Here is a 23,755-nt window from a genome sequence, read left to right as displayed (position 1 = left end):
AGAGTTAGACTAGGGATGTCCCCCGAAGTTCAACCCTGTGAGATTATAAATAAAGCGAAACTCAAAAATGTCTTTATTGCTGTTGGGAGAAACTTAATAATGCGAGACGCGGTAACTAGCCTGATTAGAAAATACGATGTCACCGGACGTTATCTCGATCGAGATGCGATCGATAATCTTAAACAATATTTTGCCTCGGGAACTGCCCGTCTAGCTGCCGCCGCCCTCATTAACGCTAATTCGGCGGCGCTCGTGCGTGGGGCGGCGATTCGTCTATTTGAAGAAGTTCCCGAATTGATCCGCGCCGGGGGTAATGCCTACACCACCCGTCGTTATTCTGCCTGTCTGCGGGATATGGATTACTATCTCCGCTATGCCAGTTATGCCCTAGTAGCTGCCGATACTAATGTTCTAGACGAGCGGGTACTGCAAGGACTGCGGGAAACCTATAATTCCCTCGGTGTTCCCATCGGTCCGACGGTGCGCGGTATCCAAATCATGAGCGAAATGATTCAAACCATGGCTACTGAGGCGGGTATTGCCGACACCTCTTTGATCGCTGAACCCTTTGATCATCTCACTCGCGAATTAAGCGAAGTGTCTATATAATGCAGTTGTCAGTTATCGCTTATCGGTTTTGTCCGTTCAATTTTTGATGGAACTAACCCGCATCAGTACCCACTCTCAGCCTAGGGGAGTGGGGAAGGTGCAGCAAGGGGAACAGTTGATTAAAACATTGTCCAGCTTTCTTTGACCCATGACTCTCCCCTCGGATTTTCCCCTAGAACCACCGGCTACCAATAAAGATCCCCATCGTGATTATCGCGGACTCGATCGCGATAAACTCACCCCCATGTACCAGCATTATGTGGAGGTAAAAGAAACCTATCCCAATGCTCTTTTACTCTATCGTGTGGGCGATTTTTTCGAGTGTTTCTTTCAGGATGCGGTGATTATCTCCAGAGAATTAGAATTAGTTCTCACCAGCAAAGAGGGAGGTAAAGGGATTGGGAGAGTCGCCATGACCGGGGTTCCCCACCACGCCCTAGAGCGCTATAGTCGTTTATTGGTGGAAAAAGGCTATGCGGTGGCGATTTGTGACCAGGTAGAGGATTCAACGGAAGCAGCCGCCGAAAAACGACTCGTAGAACGCGCTATCACCAAGCTGCTCACCCCCGGAACCCTCACCGATGAGGGAATGTTAAACGCAAAAAAGAATAATTTTCTGGCCGCTGTGGTGATTACCGGAGAAAATTGGGGATTAGCATATTCAGACATCTCCACCGGAGAATTTTACACCACCCAAGCCAGTGATTTAACGGCTTTAAGCCTAGAATTAAGCCGTTTACAGCCCTCAGAAATCCTTTTTCCCATCAATGCCCCCGATTTAAACCGTATTTTGCGCCCCGGGGAAAAATCCGACCATCTCCCCCCCTGTTTACCCGATAGTTTTTGTTATTCTCTCCGTCCCCAAAATATCTTTACTCTCACAGAGGCGAAAAATCGTCTCCTAATCACCTATAAAATGCGTTCCCTAGAGGGGATGGGCTGCGAACATTTACCCCTTGCTATTCGCGCCGCCGGAGGCCTATTAGAATACATTGAAGATACCCAAAAAGCCAATCAAGTCCCCCTACAACCTTTAAAAACCTACTCTATCTCCGAATTTTTGATTTTAGATGGGCAAACCCGTCGCAACCTTGAAATTACCCAAACGGTGCGCGATGGTAGCTTCTATGGTTCTCTATTATGGGCGATCGATCGCACTTGTACAGCCATGGGTAGTCGCGCTTTACGTCGTTGGTTACTGCAACCGCTCTTAGATTCTCGCGGTATTCGCGCCCGTCAAGATACTATCCAAGAGTTAAAGGATAATCCCTCCTTGCGCCAAGATATTCGGCAAAAATTAAGGGAAATATACGATATAGAACGTTTAAGCGGTCGCGTTGGCGCAGGAACTGCTAACGCCCGCGATTTACTTTCCCTAGCGGCATCTTTAGTCAAATTAGCCGATTTAGCGGCTTTGGTTGCTTCGGGAAATTCGCCCTATTTGAAAGCTTTACAGCAAATTCCCGCCGATTTAGAAAAATTAGGCCAGCAGGTGATAGCGCATCTGGTGGAATCTCCTCCGCTGCATCTGAAGGAAGGGGGGGTGATTCGTGAGGGAATTGATGCCCAATTGGATGCCCTCCGGCGCGACTATCAGGAAGTAATCGATTGGTTTAAGAATCTGGAGACGACAGAGAAAGAAAGAACGGGTATTAGTAATCTTAAGGTTAGTTATAACAAAACTTTTGGTTATTATATCAGTTTACCCCGCAGTAAAGCTGATTTCGCCCCAAAAGAGTATGTGCGTAAGCAAACTTTAGTCAATGAAGAACGTTATATCACCACCGAGTTAAAGGAGAAAGAAAATATAATTCTGACGGCAGTAGATGAATTAAATAAATTAGAATACGAGATTTTTAGCGATTTACGCCGTCAAGTGGCCGAATTTTCCCCAGAAATCCGGGAAGTAGCCACAAAAGTCGCCGCTTTAGATGTGTTGGCAGCATTGGCAGAAATCGCCGTTTATCAGGGATATTGTCGCCCAGAAATCGCCGATGGTCGTCTTATCGATATTAAAGATGGTCGTCATCCCGTGGTGGAACAATCCCTTGGTGCTGGCTTTTTTGTGCCAAATTCGATTAATTTGGGCAATCAGGAAGGTTTAGAATACCCCGACTTGATTATTCTCACCGGTCCCAATGCTAGTGGCAAAAGTTGTTATCTGCGACAGGTGGGATTAATTCAATTGTTGGCCCAAACCGGCAGTTTTGTCCCGGCAAAGTCGGCCAAAATCTCCATCTGCGATCGCATTTTCACCCGGGTGGGGGCTGTGGATGACCTCGCTACTGGCCAATCCACCTTTATGGTGGAAATGAACGAAACTGCCAATATTCTCAATCACGCCACGGAGAGATCATTAGTATTATTAGACGAAATTGGCCGGGGGACAGCCACCTTTGACGGTTTATCCATAGCTTGGTCTGTGGCCGAGTATTTAGCCACGGTACTGCAATCGCGAACGATTTTCGCCACTCACTACCACGAACTGAACGAATTAGCTTCAATTTTAGAGAATGTGGCTAATTATCAGGTAACGGTCAAAGAATTACCCCATGAGATAGTATTTTTGCACCAAGTACGACCGGGAGGTGCGGATAAATCCTATGGTATCGAAGCGGGGAGATTAGCCGGTTTACCAGCTTCTGTGATCGATCGTGCCATGCAGGTGATGGGTCAAATCGAAAAACATAGTAAAATTGCGATCGGTTTGCGTCAGGGAATTAAGAAAATTAAACCAGTTAAGTCGGATAATTCCCCCTCTCTGCAGCAGTTAGATATTTTTGATGACAGTAAGTAGTCGTGGAAAACTCAACTTTGTGTCCTTTGTGGTTAACGAAAAGGCTGCATCTCGATTTTGCAGAAACACCGATAATCAGCAATTATCAGTGACTCTTAAACTGGTACAAATATATGAACAATCGCGTGTAAGCATCCCACCGAAAAACTAATGCGCTCCGGGGTTTGGGGGCGGCGCCACGCCCCCAACGGGGGGTTTGGGGGGTAGAACCCCCCAAAAGCTTGGATTGAGGGAAAAAATCGAAAGTAACGCCCGATTTTAGAAGAGAGTTTTCCCCTTAAAAATCTTCCTTTTTCAACACTATTAAAACTGTAAAAACTTTTTAACTTGTGTCCAAAGATTGGTAAAAGACTCTTTCATTTCCTCCTTAATTTTCCAGCGTTTAAATGCCTCTTCGTAGGCAATTCCTTGATTTTGAAAAGTTTTCCAAGCCGAGAGAGAAAGAGGTAAACCCATCAGCAAAAAGATATAAATTGCCCAAGAAATTGTTCCCGCACTAATTAAATTAATGATAATAAAAAAACTATTAATAATCAGATAGCGAACGGTTTTATGTTTTAGCTCCTCGCGACGAAAGCGATCGAATTCTTGCCGCTTATAACTGAGCATTTTTGACTCTTGCCAGTCCTTTTCCGCCGCTTCTAAGTCTTTAATTTCAATGGCTAAATCGTCGGCAATTTCTAACAACTGTTGACGGGTAATTTCTCCCTTATCCCCTTGACGGGAGATAGCCAAATAGAGAATTTCCTGCACATCCTCTTGACTGTAGGATTGGGGAGGGAAAAAATCGGGGTTTGGCATAGCGATAGAGAAAGAAATAGGTTCCTTCTCTATTATGGGCGATCGATTTAGCGATTGACAGTTAGACGAGACAGGGAGTTTTTAGCTGATTTATCCATGCTTCTAAATCCTGCAAAGAGCGCTCGGCATATTGACCGTAACGTTCCCGTTTATTGCGGATTTTTCTGGTAAAATTCGGCAAAATGCCAAAATTTGGCGGCATCGGTTGAAAATGTTTCGGTTCGGCACTGCTGATAAACTCAAATAATGACCCCATCATCGTTGTGGTTGGCAATGTCACCGTTTCTAATCCTAAAGCTAAACGAGCGGCATTAGTTCCCGCTAACCATCCCCCAGCAGCCGCAGCCGTATAGCCTTCCGTGCCGATTAACTGTCCTGCCGCTAATAGCGTCGGTCGCGATTTAAACTGGAGACTGGAGGATAATAACTGGGGAGAATTGATAAAGGTGTTTTTGTGCATCACCCCCATGCGGACAAATTCGGCCTTTTCTAACCCCGGAATCAGACGGAAAACCCGTGTTTGTTCACCCCATTTTAAATTAGTTTGAAATCCCACCATATTCCACAATTGCCCCGCTTTATCTTCCATTCGCAACTGTATAACTGCGTAGGGACGTTGATCCGGATATCTGGGATCCGCTAATCCCACCGGTTTCAGGGGACCAAAACGCATGGTATCCTCTCCCCGACTGGCTAATTCTTCGATTGGCAGACAAGCCTCGAAAAATTTGGCATTTTCTCGCTCAAAATCCTTCAATTCTGCCTGTTCTGCCTGTTTTAACTCTTGCCAGAAATGCAGGTATTGTTCCCGATCCATGGGACAATTGAGATAGGCGGCCTCACCTTTATCGTAACGGGAGGCCAGAAAAGCGATCGATCGATCGATCGATTCCCCTAGAATAATCGGACTAGCGGCATCAAAAAAGCTCAGATAGTCCAGACCGGCAAAATTTTGCAGATCTGCGGCTAAAGCAGCACTGGTTAACGGTCCAGTGGTTAAAACGACGATACCATCCCGGGGAATTTCCGTGATCTCCTGACGTTTTAAGGTGACTAGAGGGTGGTTAGCCAAGATTTCCGTCAAATTTCGACTAAAGACCCCTCGATCGACCGCTAAAGCCCCTCCTGCGGGGACACTGTGCTGATCGGCCTGAGCAATAACTAGAGAATTTAAGCGTCGTAATTCTTCATGGAGTAACCCGGTGGCGCGATCCACTGCCATGGCACCAAAGGAGTTACTACAGACTAATTCGGCTAAAAATTGGCTATGGTGGGCGGGACTAGAGCGAATTGGGCGCATTTCGTACAGGATCACGGGAATACCTGCTTGGGCTATCTGCCACGCCGCCTCAGTCCCCGCTAATCCTCCACCAATTACATGAATAGGGCGATCGATCATAGTTGGGAGAAAATGGCTAGAGTAGGATTATTTTAGCGTTAGTTCCGAGTCACCAAAAAATAGGGCCAGCCTAGGGCGATCGCATAAAGATTGGGGCTGATCACAAACTCAGGTTATAATCAAGGAAGGGATAGAATATTATATTTTATCTCGTCACGGTTTTTGCTTTCGAGAAGGTGGCAACACCGCCCCACTTTCTCACCATCTCCATCCAGATGGGTTAGTTAGCGGTTTGACTTCTATGAACACCAATTATCTTGAGGAATACCAAAAATACCTAGCCGAATGGCAGAAAATGCTTCTGTCCGCTTGGGGTAATGGTCTTCCCACGACTACACCAGTGTTTGAGTTTCCGGAAACTTTGGTTAAATCCCTCGAATATCAACAAGAATGGGTGAAATCCTACCTAACCGCCCAAGAAACCGCCACCAAAGTTGCCCTCGATAGTCAGAAACAATTCTGGGATAGTTATTTCGGTTTTGCTCGTCAGTCCATGGCTGTAATCAATAAACCAGCTTAATTAGGTATCAATTGGCTAGATAGTTCGATTGGTGACTTAACTTCCCTTAAAAAATAAAATACCTCAAATACAATCCCCTCTGGCTCTGTATTTGAGGCTTTTTTGGGTTTTATTACCTTTAGGCAATTAGGGAATTTTGGGGTTTAGCAAAAATCATCCGTCCGGCCGAGGTTTGCAGTGCAGATGTCACCACTACCCGCAATTCTCCCCCCAGATAATCTTTTCCTTCCTCTACCACTACCATCGTGCCATCTTCTAGATAACCAATGCCTTGGGTGGGTTCTTTTCCTGCTTTGAGAATTTTCAGATCCAAAGTATCCCCGGGCAAGTAGATCGGGCGTACTGCTTGGGCGAGATCGTTGACATTCAAGATGGTGACTTTTTGCAGATTGGCCACTTTACTGAGATTATAATCGTTAGTGAGCAAGGTGGCGTTAATTTCTTGGGCAAGATGGACCAATTTAGCATCTACGGTGCTAATATCTTCATAATCGGCCGGATGAATGATAATGCGATCGGGGAATTCTTGCTGCATCCGGTTTAAGATGTCTAATCCTCGTCTTCCTCTGACTCGTTTTTGGTCGTTACTGCCATCCGCTAACTGTTGCAATTCCTGAAGGATAAATTGGGGAATGAGTATCTGTCCCTCGATAAATCCCGTGTCTAACAATTGTTCGATACGACCATCGATAATACAACTGGTGTCCACAACTTTGGTGGCGGCCGCTTGCAGGGTTCCTTCTGCCACTAAAATTGATTCCATACTATTGGGGTTAATCAGACGCAAAAAAGTGCGACCGTGGGTATCAGCTAAACTAACCCCCAGATAGGAAAACATAACACTGCCTAAAATGGCGATTATCGGCTTAACAAACGAGAATTCTCTGGGAATCGGTAGGAAGAAAATCGGAGCTAAGATCAGATTCGCAATTAACAAACCGATAACTAGACCGACGGAACGGGTTAAAATAACTTCGATCGGAGTTTGTCGTACTTGGGTTTCTAGACGACGATAGGTAGTTTGGGCAACTAAACCAAGGGCTAAACCAATAATTGAGGCAAAACCCGCCGATAACCAGCGTAAAGCTTCAATATTGCTGATTTGCGACTGGACAGTAACCGGCAGCAAGTCCACACCACTATAACCAATACTGGCAATAGCGAAGACGAATAGTAAAATTATGACTGCATCAAGCATGGGGATAATACCAGAGGGGATAGAGGGGAATGACGGTAGAAAATAATGAGTATGGATACTTTTACATTATATCCGTGGGACTCTCCTAATTTGTGTCGGGAAAGTTGCCTCCATTCTAGGAGATGTTCTCCCCAGCCATAATACATCTTAACGAAGATAAAGGAAATTACAGTAGGAGACTCCGAGACAGGAGATTATTTTTCTTTATTACAACTATTTCAAATTAATTATATGTTATAATGCGGGGCTAACTAATTTTTCCCAAAAAATTAGTTATTGAGTACATTAGTGCTAAATAAAAACTTGCAGTTTAACTTTTAACTCAAAACTCTGGAGATATGCTTTAATTTGTGGTAGTGATTTTATTGTCGTGTTGATAGCTCAAACCTTGTCTAATTGGGCATTGTCGTCATGGATAAAGTACCAAAGGGCTCCCCAACGTGATTTTCCATTTTTTTAGAGAACGATAGACTCTCTCTCAGCAACCGAGCAATCCGTTGACGGTAATGATTGGGTAGTAGTGGCGTAGCCCTCTTGCTTACCTGGTATGAATTGTGTAAAATATTTATTAATAAAAATAATTGGAACCCGATCAATCTTTAAACCTCTAGCTTGATCGGTTCTTCGGTTTGTCTTATGCAATGTCTGTCTCTATAAGGGGTTCATTCCTTATAGAGACAGACATTGCCACAATTTTTGTCAATTGTTTGCGATCCAGAGCGAACTAATCAATTAAATCTCTTGCCAGATAAGGATTTAGTCGATTTATGCCCCCCCTATCGAACCATACCAAGTAACGAAGAGCCAAAATTACCAGCCACTGGAAATTATGAAATAATTGTAGGGGGAACTCGCGGCAATGCCACCTATAAATTAAATGTTAAAATTCAATAAATAGCGGTAGGGGTTGCCGGGTAAAAGCATCTCAATTATGCTTGACAAAAGGCTCTCAGCACAGCCATCCTCTAGTTATTATACAAATTAGATCAGCTTACCCTACCCTCTCCGGCGCTCCCCCCGCCAGCATTTTTGGGGATTAATCCCCTTCCTCTAGCCATTTTTGCCAGAGATCCGGACGACGTTCCTTAGTGCGATCGAGTTGTTGTTGATAGCGCCAATCGGCGATATCCTGATGATTACCTGAGCGCAAAACCGGCGGTACTTGCCAACCGCGAAAGACCGGGGGCCGGGTATATTGGGGATAATCCAATAAACCCGCCTCAAAACTCTCCAATTTCAACGATTCTGCCTTACCTACCGTCCCGGGTAACAACCGCGTCACCCCGTTAATAATGGCCAAAGCAGGGATTTCCCCACAAGTTAGGACAAAATCCCCTAAAGATACCTCTCTAGTCACCAAATGCTCACAAACCCGCTCATCTACCCCTTCATAATGCCCACAGATGAGAATTAACTGCCGATAACTACCGGCCCAAGTTTTCAGTAAAGCTTGATTGAGCGGTTCCCCCTGGGGAGTCATCAGCACGATCTCCCGGGGTGGTAAAATTGCTAAGGACTCGATCGCCTCAAAAATTGGCTCTGGTTTTAATAACATTCCCACACCACCACCGTAGGGTTCATCATCGACGCGACGGTGTTTATCGTGGGCAAAATCCCGGAGATTGACCAAATTTACCCTAGCGATGTCGCGTTCGAGAGCTTTTGCCAACAACCCCGACTGCAGCGGTGAGGTAAAAAAATCGGGAAAGAGAGTAATGATGTCAAACTGCACGGGGAAAATTCAGGCCTAGACTGGAATAGTGTTAAATGTATCATTTTGTCACGGATCGAGCGGTTAAAATCTTGCTAATTTTGCGCTAGTCTATCTCGATAACATGATAGACTATGCTGTACTGTCTAGGGGTTTTTCTGGCTCTAGCTTGAGTGATCGAAGTCTAGCCTAGACTTAAAGTTAACTAACAGTCCGTCATTGCCAGTGGATCGAAGAAAATTGCTAAAATCGCCTCTACTATTGCTTGATGTCCCCAAAAATATTCCTAAACCGCATTTTTTTCCGTCAACCGTTCAGGGAAAATAACATCAAGATACCTGTCCATCTTCCCGAAAAACCTTCCATCCCTAAAAATGTCTATTCGTTCAGTGACATGATCATCGAGCTAGAAACCCAACACCACCAAAATCCTACCCCCGTATCTCTCAAAACGGCGATTTTAGTCATTGGAGGTGCCGAGGATAAAGTCCACGGTAAAGAGATACTGCACACCTTTTGGAATCGCGCCGGGGGTAGCGAAGCAGTGATCGCTATTGTTCCCTCCGCTTCCAGAGAACCGGTGTTAATCGGCGATCGCTATCAGAAGATTTTCGAGGAAATGGGGGCAAAATACGTCAAAGTTATCGATATTCGCGATCGGGTGCAGGGAGAAGACCCCCAATTTCAAGCCTACATCGAAGAATGTACGGGTGTATTTATGACCGGAGGCGACCAGCTGCGTTTATGCGGTTTGCTCTCCGATACCCCCCTGATGGAAAGGATCAGACAAAGAGTGCAACAGGGAGAACTGACCCTGGCCGGAACTAGCGCCGGGGCTGCCGTTATGGGTCATCACATGATTGCTGGGGGCAGCAGCGGGGAAGCACCCAATCGGGCCCTAGTGGATATGGCCATGGGATTAGGTCTCATTCCTGAAGTCATTGTCGATCAACACTTCCACAATCGCAACCGCATGGCTCGGTTAATGAGCGCTATCTCCGGTTATCCCGAACGTTTAGGAATTGGCATCGATGAGGATACCTGCGCTATGTTTGAACGAGATGGCACGATGACGGTAATCGGCTGCGGTACAGTGACGGTAATTGATGCCAGGGAAATGTCTCACACCAACCACCATCACGTCACCGCTAACGAACCCCTGAGTCTGCATAATCTGCGGGTGCATATTCTCTCCTACGGTGATGGCTATCATCTCAAAAAACACCAAGTGATCGCTAAATTAGGGTAAAAAAACTCCTGAAAAACTGTTCATAGTGAACAGTTTACCCATCTCGGAAAACCAGACAATAAACAACGGCTTCTTTGTGCTTCTCAACAGCGAACATCAGCTATATCGTCACTAACCCCGCCCTAAAAGGGACGGGGCTTGCCTAGACCAATTTAGGCGACGCAAGTAGAGACTACCGCATCGAGACACAATCTGGCCCAGACTTCCGAATACTTCCCTAGTTCGGATTTCCTCTAAGCTCTATTGGTAAAGCGTTGTTAGACAAGACATCTTGATTGTGTTGCGGAAAGGGACATTAACTTCACTCTTAAGGATTATCTCCATGGCAAGAGTTCCTGTTATCTCAAAAGACGGAAAACCGTTGATGCCCACTAAACCCAGTCGGGCCAGGCGGTGGATTAAAGAAGGAAAAGCTATCGGTAAATTCAACGACTTAGATATTTTCTATGTCCAGCTAACCGATGAACCTTCCGATAACAAAACCCAACCGATTGCTATTGGTATTGACCGGGGTAAATTATTCTCTGGAATTGGCGTTCAATCCTCCCTTTTTACTCTTTGGAAGGCTCACTTAGAACTTCCTTTTAAGCGAGTAAGAGAGCGCCTGGACAATAGACGGTTAATGCGAAAAGGACGTAGAAAAAGACGGATTAACCGCCAACTTCCTTTTAATCTAAGAGCGCATCGACAAAAACGATTCTCAAATAGAAGACAAGGAAAATTAGCTCCCTCAATCAGAGCTAATCGTCAACTTGAACTTCGAGTCGTTTCCGAACTAACCAAAATCTATCCAATTACCGATATTTATTTTGAGTACATCAAAGCCGATATTGATCTAACTTCCGGTAGAAAAGGAGCTAAGTCTGGAAAAGGTTTCTCGCCGGTTATGGTTGGACAAAAATGGGCTATTGAGCAACTGTCTCAATTGGCAACAGTCCATACTCGCTTTGGTTGGCAAACCTCTAATCTCAGAAAACATTTGCGACTAGAAAAGTCTAAAAATAAAGCAGAACAATCACCAGAAAGTCATGCTAACGATGGAATTGCTCTTGCCTGTTTTCAATTTTTAGATTATTTGCCATTCCATACTTCTAATGGACATGGATATGATTGGAAGGGTTATGTTAAAGTAACAAACGCTCCCTTTGCTGTCATCAAACGTCCTCCTATTAGTCGTCGTCAACTTCACCTGATGGTTTTTTCTAAGGGTGGTAAACGACGTAAATATGGTGGCTCTATTACAAGACATGGGTTCCGTAAAGGAGATTTAGTTTCTTCTCCCAAAGGAATTGGTTATGTCAGTGGAGATACCGAAAAACAGCTATCTGTAAGCGATACCAATGGTCAACGATTGGGACAGATAGCTGTTAGCAAGATTCAGTTAATTCGTCGTTCTAACGGTTTAATTGTTTCTCACTAACTTGTATAAAGCCGCCCTCCGCTATCGCTAAAGGGCGGGGTTTCAGACCCATTTTTTCGATGAAAATTCTCAGAACCCAAACCCTGCGCGGTCCCAACTACTGGAGTATTCGTCGCGACAAGCTCATTGTTATGCGTCTAGATCTCGAAGATCTCGCAGAAAAGCCATCGAATGAAATTCCTGGCTTTTACGAGGGATTAATCGACGTTCTCCCCAGTTTAGTCGAACATTACTGCTCCCCCGGTTATCGCGGCGGTTTCTTTGAACGAGTCCGCACCGGGACCTATATGGGCCACATTATCGAACACATCGCCCTAGAATTGCAGGAATTGGCAGGAACTCCCGTCGGTTTTGGTCGCACTAGAAGCACCTCCACCCCAGGAGTCTATAACGTCGTCTTTGAGTACGTTGACGAGCAAGCGGGACGTTATGCGGGTCGGGCTGCCGTGCGTTTGTGTCAATCGATTGTCGACACGGGAACCTATTCTAAGGAAGAATTGGCCCAAGATTTAGCCGATTTACGCGATTTATGCAATAATGCCTCCCTCGGTCCGAGTACCGAAACCATCGTTAAAGAAGCACAGGCTAGAAATATCCCTTGGTTACTCCTGAGCGCTCGTTCCATGGTGCAATTGGGCTATGGTGTTCACCAAAAGCGCATTCAAGCCACTTTAAGCAGTTTTTCGGGGATTTTAGCCGTTGAGTTGGCCTGTGACAAGGAAGGCACGAAAACTATCCTCAAGGATGCCGGCATTCCCGTCCCCCGGGGTACGGTGATTCAATACTTGGATGAGTTGCCCGAGGCAATCGAGGAAGTGGGAGGGTTTCCCATCGTGATTAAACCCCTCGATGGCAACCACGGCCGGGGCATCAGCATCGATGTGAAAAATCAACAGGAAGCAGAGGAAGCCTATGATCTGGCCAGTGCCGCCTCAAAAACCCGCAGCGTGATCGTAGAAAGATACTATAAAGGCAGTGATCACCGAATTTTAGTCATAAATGGCAAAGTCGCCGCCGTGTCCGAACGGATCCCCGCTCACGTCGTCGGTGATGGGCGCTCAACTATAGAAGAATTAATCGAGATTACTAATCGGGATCCCAACCGGGGCGAGGGTCACGCCAACGTTTTAACTAAAATAACTATTGACAAAACCGCCCTTAATGTGCTAGGGAAACAGGGCTATGAATTAACCAGCATTTTAGCCCACGGAGAGATCGCCTATCTGCGGGCCACGGCTAATTTAAGCACCGGCGGCATCGCCGTGGATCGTACCGACGAAATTCACCCCGAAAACGTCTGGATCGCCCAAAGAGTGGCAAAATTAATCGGTTTAGACATTGCCGGGATCGATGTGGTGACAGAGGATATCCGCAAACCCCTGCGAGAAGTAGATGGGGTGATCGTAGAAGTCAACGCTGCCCCCGGTTTTCGGATGCACGTCGCCCCTAGTCGCGGTTTACCCCGCAATATCGCCGCCCCGGTTATCGATATGTTATTCCCCCCTGGGACTCCCAGCCGCGTGCCGATTCTGGCAATTACGGGAACTAACGGCAAAACCACCACTAGCCGCTTAATTTCTCATATTTGCCGACAAACGGGGAAAGTAGTCGGATTTACCACGACGGACGGCGTATATATCGATGATTATCTGGTAGAAAAGGGCGATAACACCGGTCCCTACAGTGCCAGTATGATTTTGAAGGATCCCACAGTAGAGATTGCTGTATTAGAAACGGCCCGGGGTGGTATCCTGCGATCGGGTTTAGCCTTTAATCAGTGCGATGTGGGAGTGGTGTTAAATGTGGCCGCCGACCATTTGGGTATCGGTGATATCGACACCATCGAACAAATGGCGAAGGTAAAGAGCGTTGTGGCCGAGGTGGTTAGCGCCGAGGGTTACGCGGTTTTAAATGCCGATGACCCCTTGACCGCTAGTATGGCCGAAAAAGTCAAGGGAAGAGTGGCTTATTTTTCCATGAGTCCCGATAACCCGATTATTCACGACCATATCCGTCGCGGTGGCATGGCCGCCATCTATGAGAATGGCTATCTGTCGATTCTAGAGGGAGAATGGACGCTGAGAATCGAGGAAGCGGTTAATATTCCCGTGACTATGCAGGGAATGGCTCCTTTTATGATTGCTAACGCCCTGGCCGCCTGTTTAGCCACTTTTGTGCAGGGGATCGATATCGAGTTAATTCGCCAAGGGGTGCGGACTTTTAAACCTTCCGTCGCCCAGACCCCCGGCAGGATGAACCTGTTTGACTTGGGACACCATCACGCTTTAATCGATTATGCCCATAATCCAGCCGGATACGAAGCCGTCGGCGGTTTTGTCGGCAATTGGTCCGGGGAAAAAGTCGGCGTGGTCGGCGGACCTGGCGATCGACGCGATGATGATTTAATTTTATTAGGGAAATTATCGGCGCTTATGTTCGATCGGATTATTGTTAAGGAAGATAACGATACTCGCGGTCGCCGCCGGGGAGAAGTGGCCGATTTAATTCTCCGGGGAATTAGCCAAGAAAATGCCAGTTTGCGTCCAGAAGTTATTCTCGATGAAACGGAAGCTTTAGAGAAGGCTTTAAGCACGGTTTCCGAGGGTGGTTTAGTGGTAATTTTCCCGGAAAGTGTCACCCAGGCGATCGATTTGATCGAGAAACATCGACCCCTGACCGATAACCAGGGTTAGAAGTTGGGATATTCTGCCTATAGAGTCATTTCTGGCCCGATGGCCTGTTCCCCTCTCTAGGCAATCGTTGATCTACAATGATTATTGTAGGCTTTCATCGAAGGAATAATAATATTGATGCAGTTATTCACCATCGGTCACTCTAATCATGAAATTGCCTCATTTATGCTTCTACTTAAGAAGCATAATATAACTGCCCTTGCTGATGTTCGTTCTCATCCTTATAGCCGATTTCTCAAGCATTTTAATCAGTCAATATTGTCAAATGCTTTAAAAAGTGAAGGCATTTACTATGTGTTTTTGGGCAAGGAATTAGGAGCCAGACCGAGCAGCGAAGAATGTTATGTCAATGGTAAGGCTTTATACGAAAAAATTGCGAAAACATCAGCTTTTAATCATGGAATTGAACGAATTTTACAGGGAGTGAAAAAACATCGAATTGCCCTTATGTGTGCGGAGAAAGACCCGATTGAATGTCATAGAGCGATTCTGGTTTGTCAACATCTACGTCATTGCGATTTAGATATTTATCATATTCTCAAAAATGGTGACTTGGAATCTCATGACCATCTGGAAGAAAGAATGCTGTTTAAACATAGTTTGACAGATTTTTCAGCAAGTAGTCAAAAAGAAATTCAGCTTTCTTTATTTGTCGAGCCAAATAGCAATATTCTCACAAAAGCAGAATGTTTGGAGAAAGCTTATAAGCTTCAGGGTGATGCAATTGCTTATATAGAAACAAGTGGTAATTATGATGAACAGGACAATCAATCTCTTTACAATCGGCTTTACTCAAAAGACTGCACAGAAGTTCTTTGATGACTTACAAAAAGCTGGTGTTAAGAGAGTTATAGATACTCGTTTAAATAATGTTTCCCAGTTAGCAGGATTTAGTAAAAAAGCTGACCTGGAATATTTTTTAAAAGTCATCGGTGGCATTGACTATGTTCATGTTTTAGACTTAGCTCCAACTCAAGATATTCTTGATGAATATAAAAAGAAAAAAGTTGATTGGACAATATACGAACAAAAATTTAGACAACTTATTAGTAGCCGGAGGATTGAAACAAAAGTTTCTCCAGATGTAATTAATAACGCTTGTTTACTCTGTAGTGAGGCAAAACCTCATAATTGTCACCGTCGTTTAGTGGCGGAATATTTAAAGGATAAATGGGGGAATGTCAATATATGTCATCTCTGAAAAAAATTGTCTGTCTTGCTAATTCATGGAAATTAAATGAACGCTGTATCGCTGGAATTGATATTGGTTCAGGAAATTGGGTTCGTCCTGTGTGTGATTCTCTTTATCCAGAAGATGGCAGGGTTCCACGAGCAGTTAGACTAATTTCTGGTAAAGAACCAAAAGTTTTAGATATTCTCGAAATTCCCCTTGCTGATACTGGCAATGATTTTGGGTTTGAATCGGAAAATCTTTCCGTTTTACCCGGTGAGTGGAAATGTGTAGGTAGATTCAATATCAATAATTTGGGAAAGTATTGTAGAACCCCAACAAAAATACTGCACAATTCAATTAAATATGTTAATCCTTCTTATTTGAAAAACCTTAATTTCAATCAACGTTATACTCTCCAGTTGATTCAAGTGCAGAGTTTTAGAGTATATCAAAAAGAAAATTCAAAAGGAAATTTTGAGTGGCGTGGCACAATTACAACAGCGAATGGTAACAGTTTGACAGAAGCAAAGATAACTGATCCCGTATTTGTCGAGAAATTAAATACAGGCTATCAACCTCAGCAAAACTGTTTTGTTACCGTCAGTCTTAGTCTGCCTTGGATCTCTTCGGCAAATTGGGAAGGAGAAGCTCCCTGCTGGAAATTAATAGCAGCTGTGATTGAATTATAGGAATTACGGCTAGACAACTTTTTTATAGGTTGTTGGCTCGAAAAAATCTCTGTTCGTGAAATTTTCAGAGCTATGAACAGTTGAGTTGAACAGACTGAAGTGGGCGAGGTAAATTTAGCATAAATGCTGGAGCGATCAAGCGAAAATAAGGCTCTTCTCAACTTTGTGTGATAAGTTTAACTTATATAGTAGCGATCGATCTTTGTGTCCTCTGTGTCTCTGTGGTTCCTTCCACTCCCTCGCCCGCAAGACTGTATCTTAGAATACATTTTACCCACCAAATCCAAAAGAACCCCATTTCCCTATCCTTGTCAATTGTGGATCAAAGCAGCTTGACATCCATATCTTGATAAAGTTATCAAAGTTACTCTGATTTGAGACTATCTAAAATTAATTGTATATCTAAATCAAGAGCCTGAGCAATTTGTTCGATCGTTAATCCTAATCCTATTAGTTTGGGAACAGTTTCTAGTTTTGCTTTAATAACATTGTTTTCAGTTTTATAAATATGATAATTTTCTATTTCTCGATTATTAGAAGGGTTATGACAAAAAGTAACCTGATCAATTTTTACAGATTTATTACCCAAATTATTAATACTATTGCTGACAATTAACCTTTCAATTGCTGATCGAACAGTTGATTTATTTAATTCTTCCCCTAACACTTCCGAAAGAATGCGCCAAAGTTCATAGGCTTTATCTCTGGCATGACCTTCAGAACAATTATATTTTTCTGCTATTTTTGCATATTTCTGACCATCAAAAACGTTCTTTAAAATCCCTAATTGCAATGTATCGAGATGCTTTCCCGTGTGGTCAAAAACCAGATTATCAATAAGTGAGAAGACTTCTTGGGTATCCATGGGAGTAATGTTAAGATTTGGAGACACAATACCGTCATTATCCGTTATTTTCCGATATTTGTAAACATAGTTAACAAAACTTCCGACAATATCCGTTTTTTTCCGTCTTGACAATGTTTAAACTTATTAGTTAGGATTCTGCTTATTATGGTTGTTTTTGCAGTAACTACTCACTATGAGAGCCATTAAAATCCTCTGTATGTTCATTGGTGTGGGATTAATTAATTCTGCTCCCATACAAGCAAACAATATGAGTAATGATATTTTAATTAGCCAATCTCGTCGTCAGTATCAGTGTAAAACAGGACCTATGTTTTTTAATGAAAGACAAAGAGTTGAACCTAATATATCTGGTGCTTCAGTTAGCGGTGATTATTGTTATGTTCCTGTGTCAGCTGGAAAATGTATAGCGATGGCTCCTTTTTTCAATTTTGGTGGTGGTAGTGGTCCATCGGGAATGAGCAAATGTAATCCTAATAGTATTACTGTCACAGATGACGCAACTGGTATCAAATATTATCTATTTAATGGAGGAGATAGCTTTGTTCTTCAATAATTGATATTTTATCATCTCATCGAGTGCGATCACCAATTTTGTAGGCTGCATTAACGCAGTGTAATGCAGCATTGCCTTAATATCTTAGCCCAGACTCTTGAAAAATGGCTTAAATTCATTTTAAATAGGTTGTTATAAACTTACTACTGTTGCTGTTCCTTTTGTTACTGTTGCCAAAACTTCTAAAACTTTAGGGACCAAACGATTTGATTGTGATTGTAAAATAATAATAGCTAGATTAAACTGCGGTAAATTTTGCTCAAACGGCAAATTCTTATCCACTGTAATAAAAATATCAAATTCTTGTGAAGCTAAACCTAACAGTTGACCATTCTTGATCCCAGTCCATCCCATTTGTGGAACAGTTTTGATATTATAACCTGTAAACTCCCTCATTAATCTTCGGTCAATACATTCATCTAAAAAAAGCCTCATTTCACGCTACCCTATCAATAAGCTCTTTTTCAAATTCTGCAAGTAAGCTAATAACTCGTTCTCTTGTTACCGTCGGAAAACCCTCTAAAAAATCATCAATTGATTCTCCTGCTTTAAGATAATCAAAAAGTGTTTGTATCGGAACTCTAGTACCTGAAAAAACAGGAACACCACTCATAGTTTCAGGAGATACATGGATAAGAGGCGAATATTTAGCCATTTTGATTACCTTCTTAGCTTCTACAGAGTAGATTAACCCAGAGCAATGCGTCTTGTCTTCATATTCTAGCCTAGATTCTTGAAAAATGGGTTAAACTGATGCTAAATAGGGTTTGCTGACAAAGTACGGGCGAAGCATTCGGGCAATAACCTATCGGTGAAACCGTAGATTTTTTATCCGAATGCTTCGCCCCTACAGGACGCGGGCCGATGAAGACGCAAGGTTTTGAAGCACGATTCTCTCAAAATCTTGCACCTGTTTCGCGAGAAAAGCCACAAAACCCTTACCTTGCCTACATTTCACCTTTATTCAGCAAACCCTAAATAGGTTAGGGAAGTGACTTTCAGTTAATGATGCTAAAAATGAACAATAATCTAAAATCAAGCCGATAATGACTAAATGCAACCGACGGAAGCCCAACTTAGACAACTCTATCACCTAATTTCAATAAAGTCCGAAAACTATGCACGGGTAGGTTCTTTATGGGAGGGGATGGGGGTGATGACCTTCTCGACCCCTAACTATCAGTTAACGATTTTTAAAAGCTTCGATCGCCGCCGGCAAAGTATAGCTATCTCACCATTGAGATAACTGCTGTAGCTACAGGTCGATCGCTAACTGTTTACTCTCATCTTAACCAAATTCTTAAATCTTACTGAAATCGTCTAAAACTGACTGAAAGTGTCGGCTAGTTTATCAGCAATTCCCTCGATCCAAATTTCATCTTGTTTAGTGTAACTGCGCGGTGCATTTGCCGCCAAAATTAACACCCCTTCCTTACCGATGGGTTGACAGATTAAGCCTTGGGTGTTTTCTGGCAAATAGTCAAACTCGATTTTAGCGGGATATAAATTTAAATTAACTAAATAAACGGCTTTACCAGTTTCTAAAACTCTTTTGATAATATTACTAACTTTAACTTCAGAATTCTGGCTTAAGATACCGCGACGTAATAAAACTTCTCCCCGATAATAAACGATCAGAGATTTTGTCACGGTGTTAGTTAAAAGTAAATGGGAGGCCCAAGCAAGCTCAATTTTAACCGGTTCTGGCAAATCTGGGGCAAATTCCAGGCCTTCGCGCCCGATTAATTCCACAGCATCCGGTAAGCGAGGTTGAACTCTTTGCCAGATTAAACCCACCAAAATTAAAACCCCACTCAAAATCACTCCCATCACATCGGAACGCGCTTGCGATGGGGTTAAATCGGCAGTGGCAAAACGATTAAACATTAATACCGTACCCCCGACGATGCCGGCGAACAGGGGTAACAGTCTTAAAATACGATTGGGATCAGCTGGTGCCATAGCTGAGAACTATTCCTCGTCTAGTTCTAAAATCCGCTGGAAAAGATAGCCTGTACCTCTAGCGGTGAGAATTAACTCAGGATTGCTGGGATCATCCTCTAATTTGGCTCGTAAACGGGAAATATGCACATCTACCACCCGCGTATCCACATGACGTTCGGGGGTATAACCCCAAACTTCCTGAAGGATTTCCGAGCGGGAAAAAGCTTCTCCCGATCGACTAACCAATAATTCCAGTAAACTAAATTCCATACCAGTCAGACGGATGCGTTCATCCCCCTTATAAACTTGGCGTTTATTGGTATCGATTTTAATTGAACCGATATGAATCACACCGGAACTAGGAATCCCTGGAGCGCCATTTTTCTCTACCCGACGCAACACCGAACGAATCCGCGCCTCGAGTTCTTTGGGAGAAAAGGGTTTAACCACATAGTCATCGGCACCCAATTCTAGTCCGGTAATTCGATCGGCCACATCCCCCAAAGCGGTTAACATAATGATAGGAATATCCGATTCTTTGCGGAGTTCCTGACAGACACCGTAACCGTCTAATTTCGGCATCATCACATCCAAAACCACTAAATCGGGTTCGGCAGTGCGGAAGGTTTCTAAAGCTTCCTCGCCGTCGGCGGCGGTGACGACTTCATAACCAATCATCGACAAACGAGTCTCTAAGATACGACGGATGCTGGCTTCATCATCAACAACGAGAATTTTTTCCTTCTGGTTCTCCAACTGAATTAACACTCCTTAGTTAAATAGTGTGATGAATTTTAAAGTTAAATAACGAGCGTTCCTGTTTATAGAATATCCTTTGGCCGTTATCATTAAGCCTGAATTTCCTATTTTATTTCTTTTATGGCAATTATCAATAACTTTATTGTCCCCCTCCCCCCATATCATACTTAACTAAATTTGACAAGAGAATTGATCCTCAAACCGCTTTTCTTTAACTTTTCTTAAAAAACATGGCGAAATCGCGAACAATATATATCTGTAGTGCTTGTGGGGCGGAATCTCCCCAATGGTTGGGAAAATGCCCCAGTTGTGACACCTACGGGACTTTAGAAGAACAAGTGGTAGCTGGTGGCAATAATCAGGCGGTAAATCGCCCAGGATGGCAAAATAGTCGCCCAAATAACGGCAAAGGACAACGCAACCCGCAGCCGCGCATCTCGGTGCGCTTCTCGGAAATTACCCAGTATGAACAGGAACGTTTTCCCTCTGGGTACGGGGAATTTGATCGCGTTCTCGGTGGTGGCATTGTCCCCGGTTCTCTTGTACTAATTGGCGGCGATCCGGGTATCGGCAAATCGACGCTTTTACTGCAAGTTACCAACCAACTCGCCCAAAGATTACCGCGCATCCTCTACGTTTCCGCCGAGGAATCGGGACAACAGATTAAACTGCGGGCTGCCCGTTTGGGGGTGGGAGTGGTTGCCGTGGAGTCGGAAAATAACGGCAATGGCAAGGAGAAAAAAGCCTCCGAATCAACCGCAGAACTCGATAATCATCTCTACGTTTTGCCAGAAACCGATTTAGAGGAAATTTTGCGAGAATTAGAATCTCTACGCCCACAAGTGGCGGTAATTGACAGTATTCAAACTCTTTATTTTGGGGCCTTAACTTCCGCGCCGGGATCCGTCGCCCAAGTTCGCGAATGTACCTCCGCCTTGATGCAGGTGGCAAAACGGGAGAATATTACTTTATTAATTGTCGGTCATGTTACCAAAGAAGGGGCGATCGCTGGTCCGCGAGTTTTGGAACATTTGGTCGATACAGTGTTATATTTTGAAGGCGATCGCTATGCCTCCCATCGTCTCTTAAGATCCGTGAAAAACCGTTTTGGGGCAACCCATGAGATCGGTATTTTCGAGATGGTGGATCACGGTTTGGTGGAAGTGGAAAACCCCTCAGAATTGTTTTTAGGCAATCGCGACGAATTTTCCCCGGGTACGGCGACGGTGGTAGCCTGTGAAGGTACACGCCCGATTGTGGTGGAGTTACAGGCATTGGTTAGCCCTACCAGCTATGCTTCCCCGCGAAGATCGACTACTGGCATAGAATACAACCGATTACAGCAAATTCTCGCCGTTTTAGAAAAGCGCGTCGGCATTCCTTTATCGAAATTAGATGCCTATGTTGCCTCCGCAGGAGGGTTGGGAGTGGAAGAACCGGCGGCGGATCTGGGAGTTGCGATCGCTGTTGTCGCCAGTTTTCGCGATCGAGTCGTGGATCCGCGCACAGTTTTAATCGGGGAAGTGGGATTAGGCGGACAAGTCCGCTTAGTGTCGCAAATGGAACTAAGATTAAAAGAAGCGGCGAAATTGGGCTTTAAACGGGCGATTGTCCCCAGAGGTCAAGTTTATCCCGAAGATGTGGGCTTAGAAATTGTTCCAGTCGGCAAGGTAATCGAGGCAATTGTCGCCGCAATTCCCCCCCAGCAGCGCTTTGGGGAAGATCCGGAAGACGAGGAAGGGGAAGGGCAAGAATAACGGTACAATGCTAAAAAAGATTAAATTACTTGGGAGATTTTCACCATGTCTGTGTTAGCTGTTGCTGCTTTAGCGGGTTATCTGATCGTTTTTACCGGAATTGCCCTCGGTCTCTTTTTCGGTCTGCGCGCCGCTAAAATTATCTAGTATATAAACAGTAAAAAAGCTCTAGTGATCGATTTAACCGGTCACTATTGCCTATTGTAGGGGAGATAAAAAATGACTGTTATTCCCGACTTTAAAACTCTCTACGAAATTGATGATTCTCTCTGGTTAGAAGAAACCATCGAACTCTTGAAAGCGAAAAAATTTGACGCTTTAGATTTAGAGAATTTAATCGAGGAGTTAGAAGATTTGGGTAACGAAAAAAAGTTTCGTGTTGCTAGTTTTTTACAGCAAATTATTAGACATTGTTTATTATTACAATTTTGGCCAAGGGAAAGAGAATATAATCAAAGTCATTGGCAAGCAGAACTGGTAAATTTTCAAGATCAATTAAATACCTACCTAACGGCAAGTTTACGGAAATATTTAGAACAAGAATTTGATAATATTTATCAGAAGGCACTCCGTTATGTGAGAAAAAAGACCAACAATCAAGTCAACTTTCCCAATACTTGTCCCTACAGTTTAGAAGAAATTCTCGATCCTAATTGGCTACCACCTTACGAATAAAGGAGATAAAAAATGACTGTTATTCCCGACTTAAAAACTCTCTACAAAATTGATGATTCCCTCTGGTTAGAAGAAACCATTGAACTGCTCAAGGCGAAAAAATTTGACGCTTTAGATTTAGAAAACTTGATCGAGGAGTTAGAAGACTTGGGAAACGAGAAAAAGTTTCGTGTTGCTAGTTTTTTACAGCAAATTATCAGACATTGTTTATTATTACAATTTTGGACAAGGGAAAGAGAATATAATCAGGCTCATTGGCAAGCAGAGATAATAAGTTTTCAATATCAGTTAAAGCGCTATTTAACCACAAATCTTCGCAAATATCTAGAACAGGAATTTGAGCAAATTTACTTTGAGTCCCTGCAATACGTTCGTAAAAAAACTGATAATAAAGTCAACTTTCCTGATATTTGTCCCTACAGTTTAGAAGAACTTCTCGATCCTAATTGGCTACCACCTTACGAATAAAGGAGATTAACAATGACTGTTATTCCCGACTTAAAAACTCTCTACGAAATTGATGATTCTCTCTGGTTAGAAGAAACTATAGAACTGCTCAAGGCTAAAAAATTTGACGCTTTAGACTTAGAAAATTTAATCGAGGAGTTAGAAGATTTGGGAAACGAAAAAAAGTTTCGTGTTGCTAGTTTATTAGAGCAAATTATTAGACATTTTTTACTCCTACAGTTTTGGACAAAGGAAAGAGCATATAATCAGGATCACTGGGAGTTAGAAATAGTCAACTTTCAAATTCAGCTAAAAAGACGCTTAACCACTAATCTCCGTAATTATTTACAAAATGAATTAACTAACATTTATGAAGATGCAGTTTTCTTTGTGCGGAAAAAGACAAAGAATAAAGTTACTTTCCCCGATACTTGTCCCTACAGTTTAGAAGAACTTCTCGATCCCAATTGGCTACCACCATACGAATAAAGG

Annotated in this window: 26 protein-coding genes and 1 pseudogene; 17 read left to right on the top strand and 10 right to left on the bottom strand. The window is 43.5% G+C overall.

The window, feature by feature from the left end; translation table 11 throughout:
- Positions 1 to 15: 15 nt before the first annotated feature.
- Both apcB and mutS read left to right on the top strand, forming a co-directional pair.
- Entirely contained in the window at positions 16 to 609 is a 594-nt protein-coding gene (gene apcB, locus B5D77_RS16220) for an allophycocyanin subunit beta (RefSeq protein ID WP_004266814.1), read from the top strand.
- A 148-nt stretch (positions 610 to 757) separates the two neighbouring features.
- The gene (mutS, locus tag B5D77_RS16215) at positions 758 to 3,406 is read left to right on the top strand and encodes a DNA mismatch repair protein MutS (RefSeq protein WP_106909200.1); all 2,649 of its coding nucleotides are present in this window, start codon (positions 758 to 760) and stop codon (positions 3,404 to 3,406) included.
- Positions 3,407 to 3,709: 303 nt separating this feature from the next.
- Here the strand turns inward: mutS and B5D77_RS16205 are convergent, their stop codons facing one another.
- Both B5D77_RS16205 and trmFO read right to left on the bottom strand, forming a co-directional pair.
- Positions 3,710 to 4,207 carry a 2TM domain-containing protein gene (locus B5D77_RS16205; RefSeq protein WP_008206242.1) on the bottom strand — a complete coding sequence of 166 codons (498 nt, stop codon included), beginning with the start codon at positions 4,205 to 4,207 and terminating at the stop codon, positions 3,710 to 3,712.
- A gap of 61 nt (positions 4,208 to 4,268) precedes the next feature.
- The gene (gene trmFO / locus B5D77_RS16200) at positions 4,269 to 5,606 is read right to left on the bottom strand and encodes an FADH(2)-oxidizing methylenetetrahydrofolate--tRNA-(uracil(54)-C(5))-methyltransferase TrmFO (RefSeq protein ID WP_008206244.1); all 1,338 of its coding nucleotides are present in this window, start codon (positions 5,604 to 5,606) and stop codon (positions 4,269 to 4,271) included.
- Positions 5,607 to 5,847: 241 nt separating this feature from the next.
- Between trmFO and B5D77_RS16195 the strand changes: the two genes are divergently transcribed.
- On the top strand, positions 5,848 to 6,126 hold the full coding sequence (locus tag B5D77_RS16195) for a hypothetical protein (RefSeq protein WP_002736942.1): 279 nt from the start codon (positions 5,848 to 5,850) through the stop codon (positions 6,124 to 6,126).
- A gap of 118 nt (positions 6,127 to 6,244) precedes the next feature.
- Here the strand turns inward: B5D77_RS16195 and B5D77_RS16190 are convergent, their stop codons facing one another.
- Positions 6,245 to 7,324 (bottom strand): PIN/TRAM domain-containing protein, encoded by a 1,080-nt coding sequence (locus B5D77_RS16190; RefSeq protein ID WP_008206247.1) that lies wholly within the window; start codon positions 7,322 to 7,324, stop codon positions 6,245 to 6,247.
- Between the two features lie 381 nt (positions 7,325 to 7,705).
- Positions 7,706 to 7,827, bottom strand: a pseudogene (locus tag B5D77_RS28150) (IS1 family transposase); the annotation flags it as partial.
- Positions 7,828 to 8,008: 181 nt separating this feature from the next.
- On the opposite strand from B5D77_RS28150, the gene B5D77_RS16180 reads away from it, so the two are divergent.
- Entirely contained in the window at positions 8,009 to 8,218 is a 210-nt protein-coding gene (locus B5D77_RS16180; RefSeq protein WP_039900551.1) for a hypothetical protein, read from the top strand.
- 142 nt (positions 8,219 to 8,360) lie between these two features.
- Here B5D77_RS16180 and trmD read toward each other — a convergent pair whose 3' ends face one another.
- Positions 8,361 to 9,056, bottom strand: coding sequence for a tRNA (guanosine(37)-N1)-methyltransferase TrmD (gene trmD, locus B5D77_RS16175; protein WP_008206252.1), 696 nt, complete (start codon positions 9,054 to 9,056; stop codon positions 8,361 to 8,363).
- Between the two features lie 373 nt (positions 9,057 to 9,429).
- Here trmD and B5D77_RS16170 point away from each other — a divergent pair, with 373 nt between their 5' ends.
- From B5D77_RS16170 to B5D77_RS27325, 7 genes are all read left to right on the top strand, one after another.
- Positions 9,430 to 10,284 (top strand): cyanophycinase, encoded by an 855-nt coding sequence (locus tag B5D77_RS16170; RefSeq protein WP_039900553.1) that lies wholly within the window; start codon positions 9,430 to 9,432, stop codon positions 10,282 to 10,284.
- Between the two features lie 322 nt (positions 10,285 to 10,606).
- Positions 10,607 to 11,704, top strand: coding sequence for an RRXRR domain-containing protein (locus B5D77_RS16165; RefSeq protein ID WP_106909199.1), 1,098 nt, complete (start codon positions 10,607 to 10,609; stop codon positions 11,702 to 11,704).
- A 59-nt stretch (positions 11,705 to 11,763) separates the two neighbouring features.
- Positions 11,764 to 14,397, top strand: a complete 2,634-nt coding sequence (gene cphA / locus B5D77_RS16160) for a cyanophycin synthetase (protein WP_008206266.1) — start codon at positions 11,764 to 11,766, stop codon at positions 14,395 to 14,397.
- Positions 14,398 to 14,514: 117 nt separating this feature from the next.
- On the top strand, positions 14,515 to 15,216 hold the full coding sequence (locus tag B5D77_RS16155; protein WP_002794879.1) for a DUF488 family protein: 702 nt from the start codon (positions 14,515 to 14,517) through the stop codon (positions 15,214 to 15,216).
- A complete protein-coding gene (locus tag B5D77_RS16150; protein ID WP_008206271.1) occupies positions 15,152 to 15,598 on the top strand; it encodes a DUF488 family protein in 447 nt (148 codons plus the stop codon). The genes B5D77_RS16155 and B5D77_RS16150 overlap by 65 nt, the downstream gene beginning before the upstream one ends.
- Positions 15,586 to 16,260, top strand: a complete 675-nt coding sequence (locus tag B5D77_RS16145) for a hypothetical protein (RefSeq protein ID WP_254052973.1) — start codon at positions 15,586 to 15,588, stop codon at positions 16,258 to 16,260. Before B5D77_RS16150 ends, B5D77_RS16145 begins: the two co-directional genes overlap by 13 nt.
- A 167-nt stretch (positions 16,261 to 16,427) precedes the next feature.
- Positions 16,428 to 16,610, top strand: a complete 183-nt coding sequence (locus tag B5D77_RS27325) for a hypothetical protein (RefSeq protein ID WP_238560447.1) — start codon at positions 16,428 to 16,430, stop codon at positions 16,608 to 16,610.
- A 14-nt stretch (positions 16,611 to 16,624) separates the two neighbouring features.
- Here B5D77_RS27325 and B5D77_RS16140 read toward each other — a convergent pair whose 3' ends face one another.
- The gene (locus B5D77_RS16140) at positions 16,625 to 17,125 is read right to left on the bottom strand and encodes a hypothetical protein (protein ID WP_106910014.1); all 501 of its coding nucleotides are present in this window, start codon (positions 17,123 to 17,125) and stop codon (positions 16,625 to 16,627) included.
- A gap of 175 nt (positions 17,126 to 17,300) precedes the next feature.
- Here B5D77_RS16140 and B5D77_RS16135 point away from each other — a divergent pair, with 175 nt between their 5' ends.
- The gene (locus tag B5D77_RS16135; protein ID WP_106909197.1) at positions 17,301 to 17,681 is read left to right on the top strand and encodes a hypothetical protein; all 381 of its coding nucleotides are present in this window, start codon (positions 17,301 to 17,303) and stop codon (positions 17,679 to 17,681) included.
- Between the two features lie 132 nt (positions 17,682 to 17,813).
- On the opposite strand, the gene B5D77_RS16130 is transcribed toward B5D77_RS16135, so the two are convergent.
- The 4 genes from B5D77_RS16130 to rpaB all read right to left on the bottom strand — a co-directional run bounded on the left by B5D77_RS16130 (position 17,814) and on the right by rpaB (position 20,381).
- Entirely contained in the window at positions 17,814 to 18,116 is a 303-nt protein-coding gene (locus tag B5D77_RS16130; protein ID WP_106909196.1) for a DUF5615 family PIN-like protein, read from the bottom strand.
- Position 18,117: 1 nt separating this feature from the next.
- A complete protein-coding gene (locus B5D77_RS16125; RefSeq protein WP_002746174.1) occupies positions 18,118 to 18,336 on the bottom strand; it encodes a DUF433 domain-containing protein in 219 nt (72 codons plus the stop codon).
- Between the two features lie 665 nt (positions 18,337 to 19,001).
- Complete coding sequence (locus B5D77_RS16120) at positions 19,002 to 19,643, bottom strand: cofactor assembly of complex C subunit B (RefSeq protein ID WP_008206296.1); 642 nt, start codon at positions 19,641 to 19,643, stop codon at positions 19,002 to 19,004.
- Positions 19,644 to 19,652: 9 nt separating this feature from the next.
- Positions 19,653 to 20,381, bottom strand: coding sequence for a response regulator transcription factor RpaB (gene rpaB, locus B5D77_RS16115; protein WP_002734727.1), 729 nt, complete (start codon positions 20,379 to 20,381; stop codon positions 19,653 to 19,655).
- A 233-nt stretch (positions 20,382 to 20,614) separates the two neighbouring features.
- Here rpaB and radA point away from each other — a divergent pair, with 233 nt between their 5' ends.
- The 5 genes from radA (at position 20,615) to B5D77_RS16090 (ending at position 23,752) form a co-directional block, all read left to right on the top strand.
- Positions 20,615 to 22,141, top strand: a complete 1,527-nt coding sequence (gene radA, locus B5D77_RS16110; RefSeq protein WP_008206299.1) for a DNA repair protein RadA — start codon at positions 20,615 to 20,617, stop codon at positions 22,139 to 22,141.
- 45 nt (positions 22,142 to 22,186) lie between these two features.
- Positions 22,187 to 22,288 (top strand): cytochrome b6-f complex subunit PetL, encoded by a 102-nt coding sequence (petL, locus tag B5D77_RS16105; RefSeq protein ID WP_002791324.1) that lies wholly within the window; start codon positions 22,187 to 22,189, stop codon positions 22,286 to 22,288.
- A 72-nt stretch (positions 22,289 to 22,360) separates the two neighbouring features.
- A complete protein-coding gene (locus B5D77_RS16100; protein ID WP_106909195.1) occupies positions 22,361 to 22,816 on the top strand; it encodes a DUF29 domain-containing protein in 456 nt (151 codons plus the stop codon).
- Positions 22,817 to 22,828: 12 nt separating this feature from the next.
- Positions 22,829 to 23,284 carry a DUF29 domain-containing protein gene (locus B5D77_RS16095; RefSeq protein ID WP_106909194.1) on the top strand — a complete coding sequence of 152 codons (456 nt, stop codon included), beginning with the start codon at positions 22,829 to 22,831 and terminating at the stop codon, positions 23,282 to 23,284.
- 12 nt (positions 23,285 to 23,296) lie between these two features.
- Positions 23,297 to 23,752 (top strand): DUF29 domain-containing protein, encoded by a 456-nt coding sequence (locus B5D77_RS16090; protein ID WP_008206307.1) that lies wholly within the window; start codon positions 23,297 to 23,299, stop codon positions 23,750 to 23,752.
- The last annotated feature ends 3 nt before the right edge of the window (positions 23,753 to 23,755 follow it).

Source organism: Microcystis sp. MC19 (genome assembly GCF_003019735.1).
Classification (GTDB): Bacteria; Cyanobacteriota; Cyanobacteriia; order Cyanobacteriales; family Microcystaceae; genus Microcystis.
Note: the sequence above shows the minus strand (reverse complement) of the source record. Positions and strands in the feature narration are given on the sequence as shown.

What these genes read in the sequence shown, in the direction of transcription:
- B5D77_RS16145 (WP_254052973.1), top strand. Translation starts at nt 15,586, where the DNA reads ATGTCATCTCTGAAAAAAATTGTCTGTCTTGCTAATTCATGGAAATTA.
- cphA (WP_008206266.1), top strand. Translation starts at nt 11,764, where the DNA reads ATGAAAATTCTCAGAACCCAAACCCTGCGCGGTCCCAACTACTGGAGT.
- B5D77_RS16155 (WP_002794879.1), top strand. Translation starts at nt 14,515, where the DNA reads ATGCAGTTATTCACCATCGGTCACTCTAATCATGAAATTGCCTCATTT.
- B5D77_RS16090 (WP_008206307.1), top strand. Translation starts at nt 23,297, where the DNA reads ATGACTGTTATTCCCGACTTAAAAACTCTCTACGAAATTGATGATTCT.
- B5D77_RS16150 (WP_008206271.1), top strand. Translation starts at nt 15,152, where the DNA reads ATGAACAGGACAATCAATCTCTTTACAATCGGCTTTACTCAAAAGACT.
- B5D77_RS16140 (WP_106910014.1), bottom strand. Translation starts at nt 17,125, where the DNA reads ATGGATACCCAAGAAGTCTTCTCACTTATTGATAATCTGGTTTTTGAC.
- B5D77_RS16190 (WP_008206247.1), bottom strand. Translation starts at nt 7,324, where the DNA reads ATGCTTGATGCAGTCATAATTTTACTATTCGTCTTCGCTATTGCCAGT.
- B5D77_RS16120 (WP_008206296.1), bottom strand. Translation starts at nt 19,643, where the DNA reads ATGGCACCAGCTGATCCCAATCGTATTTTAAGACTGTTACCCCTGTTC.
- B5D77_RS16100 (WP_106909195.1), top strand. Translation starts at nt 22,361, where the DNA reads ATGACTGTTATTCCCGACTTTAAAACTCTCTACGAAATTGATGATTCT.
- B5D77_RS16205 (WP_008206242.1), bottom strand. Translation starts at nt 4,207, where the DNA reads ATGCCAAACCCCGATTTTTTCCCTCCCCAATCCTACAGTCAAGAGGAT.
- B5D77_RS16095 (WP_106909194.1), top strand. Translation starts at nt 22,829, where the DNA reads ATGACTGTTATTCCCGACTTAAAAACTCTCTACAAAATTGATGATTCC.
- B5D77_RS16130 (WP_106909196.1), bottom strand. Translation starts at nt 18,116, where the DNA reads ATGAGGCTTTTTTTAGATGAATGTATTGACCGAAGATTAATGAGGGAG.
- petL (WP_002791324.1), top strand. Translation starts at nt 22,187, where the DNA reads ATGTCTGTGTTAGCTGTTGCTGCTTTAGCGGGTTATCTGATCGTTTTT.
- B5D77_RS16170 (WP_039900553.1), top strand. Translation starts at nt 9,430, where the DNA reads ATGATCATCGAGCTAGAAACCCAACACCACCAAAATCCTACCCCCGTA.
- mutS (WP_106909200.1), top strand. Translation starts at nt 758, where the DNA reads ATGACTCTCCCCTCGGATTTTCCCCTAGAACCACCGGCTACCAATAAA.
- B5D77_RS16125 (WP_002746174.1), bottom strand. Translation starts at nt 18,336, where the DNA reads ATGGCTAAATATTCGCCTCTTATCCATGTATCTCCTGAAACTATGAGT.
- radA (WP_008206299.1), top strand. Translation starts at nt 20,615, where the DNA reads ATGGCGAAATCGCGAACAATATATATCTGTAGTGCTTGTGGGGCGGAA.
- B5D77_RS16135 (WP_106909197.1), top strand. Translation starts at nt 17,301, where the DNA reads ATGAGAGCCATTAAAATCCTCTGTATGTTCATTGGTGTGGGATTAATT.
- B5D77_RS16195 (WP_002736942.1), top strand. Translation starts at nt 5,848, where the DNA reads ATGAACACCAATTATCTTGAGGAATACCAAAAATACCTAGCCGAATGG.
- trmFO (WP_008206244.1), bottom strand. Translation starts at nt 5,606, where the DNA reads ATGATCGATCGCCCTATTCATGTAATTGGTGGAGGATTAGCGGGGACT.
- B5D77_RS16165 (WP_106909199.1), top strand. Translation starts at nt 10,607, where the DNA reads ATGGCAAGAGTTCCTGTTATCTCAAAAGACGGAAAACCGTTGATGCCC.
- apcB (WP_004266814.1), top strand. Translation starts at nt 16, where the DNA reads ATGTCCCCCGAAGTTCAACCCTGTGAGATTATAAATAAAGCGAAACTC.